The sequence below is a fragment of the Anoxybacillus pushchinoensis genome, from assembly GCF_900111795.1.
Lineage (GTDB): Bacteria > Bacillota > Bacilli > Bacillales > Anoxybacillaceae > Anoxybacillus > Anoxybacillus pushchinoensis.
In genome coordinates this window covers 1-2,743 of sequence record NZ_FOJQ01000100.1, presented here as the reverse complement: position 1 = coordinate 2,743, position 2,743 = coordinate 1, and the positions used below count along the sequence as shown (strand labels likewise).

3 protein-coding genes are annotated in these 2,743 nt (G+C 40.6%); 1 reads left to right on the top strand and 2 read right to left on the bottom strand.

The annotated features are described in order from the left end of the window. The first annotated feature begins 35 nt into the window (after positions 1–35). Positions 36–728: a Fic family protein gene (locus BM213_RS14225; protein ID WP_341864922.1), complete on the top strand. Its 693-nt coding sequence runs from the start codon at positions 36–38 to the stop codon at positions 726–728. A gap of 12 nt (positions 729–740) precedes the next feature. Here BM213_RS14225 and BM213_RS14220 read toward each other — a convergent pair whose 3' ends face one another. Then, a complete protein-coding gene (locus BM213_RS14220; RefSeq protein ID WP_091705241.1) occupies positions 741–1,160 on the bottom strand; it encodes a VanZ family protein in 420 nt (139 codons plus the stop codon). Between the two features lie 102 nt (positions 1,161–1,262). Further along, the gene (gene hmpA, locus BM213_RS14215) at positions 1,263–2,492 is read right to left on the bottom strand and encodes an NO-inducible flavohemoprotein (RefSeq protein ID WP_091705239.1); all 1,230 of its coding nucleotides are present in this window, start codon (positions 2,490–2,492) and stop codon (positions 1,263–1,265) included. Positions 2,493–2,743: the final 251 nt, after the last annotated feature.

Genomic DNA, 2,743 nt, shown 5'->3' with positions numbered 1-2,743 from the left:
TGTTTTAAACATAAAAAGGGAATGGTGGATCACGCATCCATAAAACCAGCAAAAAAGTCAAAGTCGATGTCAATCCATCACGGATTCAGGTAAGTGAAACGCTCCCGAATGGTGAAAAGTTTATCCGTTTTATTCCTGTACCAGCTTTCCAAACCGATGAACATATGCGCCTTCTTTGCATGACTTTTCAAGATACCGTTCAAAAAGGTGACGTACATCCATTGATCGCAATTGCCATCTTCATTTTAGATTTCCTTTGCATTCATCCATTTCACGACGGCAATGGACGGATGTCACGTTTATTAACTCTTCTTTTACTACACAAATTCGGATATGAAGTCGGTCGTTACATTAGTATAGAAACACTCATTGAGGAAAGTAAAGAAACATATTACGACGTGCTAAAGCGCTCATCAATCCATTGGCATGAAGGGAAAAACGATATTTTTCCTTGGCTACATTACTTTTTATCGATTATCGTTGCTGCATATAAAAAACTTGAAGAGCGTGTGGGCTATGTAGAAACAAGTCGCGGAAATAAACGAAAGCGCATTAAAGATTTCATTGAAGGGAAAATTGGATACTTTACAAAAGAAGAGATTCGCCATGCCTGTCCTGACATTAGTGAAGCAACGATTAATCGTGTCTTAAATGAATTGAAGGAAGCAAAAAAAATCACCCCAATTGGTAAAGGAAGAAGCGCAAAGTGGAAAAAAACTAGTGAATAAGCGAGCGAGCGTTTATGCTCGCTTATTCGCCTTCCAAACGATCCATAAAGCGATCGTTGCCCCGATCATATCGATGATAACGTCAGAAAATGACGCCGTTCGGTTCGGTTGAAGCGATTGATGCCATTCATCGAACATGGCACAAAAAAGTGTAAATAACCATGCGAAGCGATAAGAAGCTGTCGCTTTCCACGCAAGAAACGCCATCGTTCCAAACACCGTCATGTGCGCACATTTGCGAACGATGAAATTCCACGAAAACACCCCGTCGCTCACAGGACGGTTCGTTTCGATCCCAAAATAGTCGAGCCAATGTCGAATCCATTGCGCCGTTTGCTCTCCGGTAAATAGCGGAGACTCTGTAAAATAGTAAATAAGCGCACACCATGCAACGACAAGACCCCACCATATCATACGATTTGTTTTAGTCATCATCCAGACCCTTTCTATATACGGAAATCTTCCCACCATTCTATCTCTTTTTCCTCTTTTTCACAACAAAAAAGCCCCTCCCAAATTGGGAAGGACAACATGTTACAGCTGACTAGCAGGACCAAAAAATTCATAATGAACCCGCTCCTCAGCCACCCCACATTGCTGCAGAGCATCTTTCACAGCTTTCATAAACGGAATTGGACCGCACATATATACATCGACATTCGTTTGCTTGATGACACGCTGTAACAACTGTGCATCAACCAATCCGGCCTTTTCAAAATGTGGATGACTGCGGTCTTCATTTGATGGCTGCTCATAACAAACATGATAACATACGTTCCCTTGTTTGACGAGTGCGCGCAACTCTTGATCAAACGCATGAACACGTCCATGAACAGCAGCACAAACGAACGTAATCGGGCGATTTGGCTGTTGTTTTGCGACTGCCTTTGCCATACTTAATAACGGTGTAATACCTACACCACCACTCACAAATACAACCGGTGTTTCTTTGCTCATATCAATCGTAAAATCACCAGCTGGCGCGCTTAATTCAAGCACATCCCCTTCTTTCACATGGTCATGCAAATAATTCGATACAATACCAGCAGGTTTTTGATTTGTTTCAACTTCCCGTTTCACACTGATGCGATAATATGGTTGCCCTGGCATATCCGACAAACTATATTGACGAATGTGCGTATATTTTTCGCTCGGAATTTGTACTTTCACACTCACATATTGACCGGGAAGAAAATCGCTTATTTCCCCTCCATCTTGCGGAACGAGATAAAATGATGTAATAACATCGCTTTCTTTCACTTTTTTCTGCACAACAAAAGGACGAAAATCAACCCATCCACCTTGTTTTTTCGCTGCCTCATCGTACATTTGTTGTTCTACTTGAATAAACACATCAGCAATGACTCCATAAGCTTCGCCCCACGCTTCAATCACTTCATCTGTCGCAGCGTCACCAAGCACATCTTTAATCGCAAGCAATAAATGTTTGCCGACAATCGGATAATGCTCCTTTTTGACACCTAAACTACGATGTTTATGACCAATTTGCTTCACAACAGGTAAAATGTCTTCTAAACGATCAATGTGCTTCGCTGCGGCGTATACCGATGCTGCTAACGCCTTTTGTTGTCTCCCTTGTTTTTGATGAGCATGATTAAAAATGTTCAATAACTCCGGATGATTAGCAAACATCAGTTCATAAAAGCGACGTGTAATTTGCTCCCCATATTGTTCTAATACAGGTACAGTAGATTGAATGATTTGTATCGTACGTTCGTTTAATAAAGATTTTGTTGCACTCATTACACATATCCCCCAAAACATGTATTTAATATACATGTTTATTGAACCATACATCGAACAAAAAAGCAATATATAAAATACATGTTTTTTATTACTAGTTCATTACATGACGGAAAAACTGAAGAATGTGCTACTATATAGGTAAAATAAAAATGAAAAGGTCAACAACCCAATGACTAAAGTCATGGGCTTGTAAGCCCCATGTTGACCAGACCAAGGCTTGAAACAGAGCCTACGTTATAGATGTCATG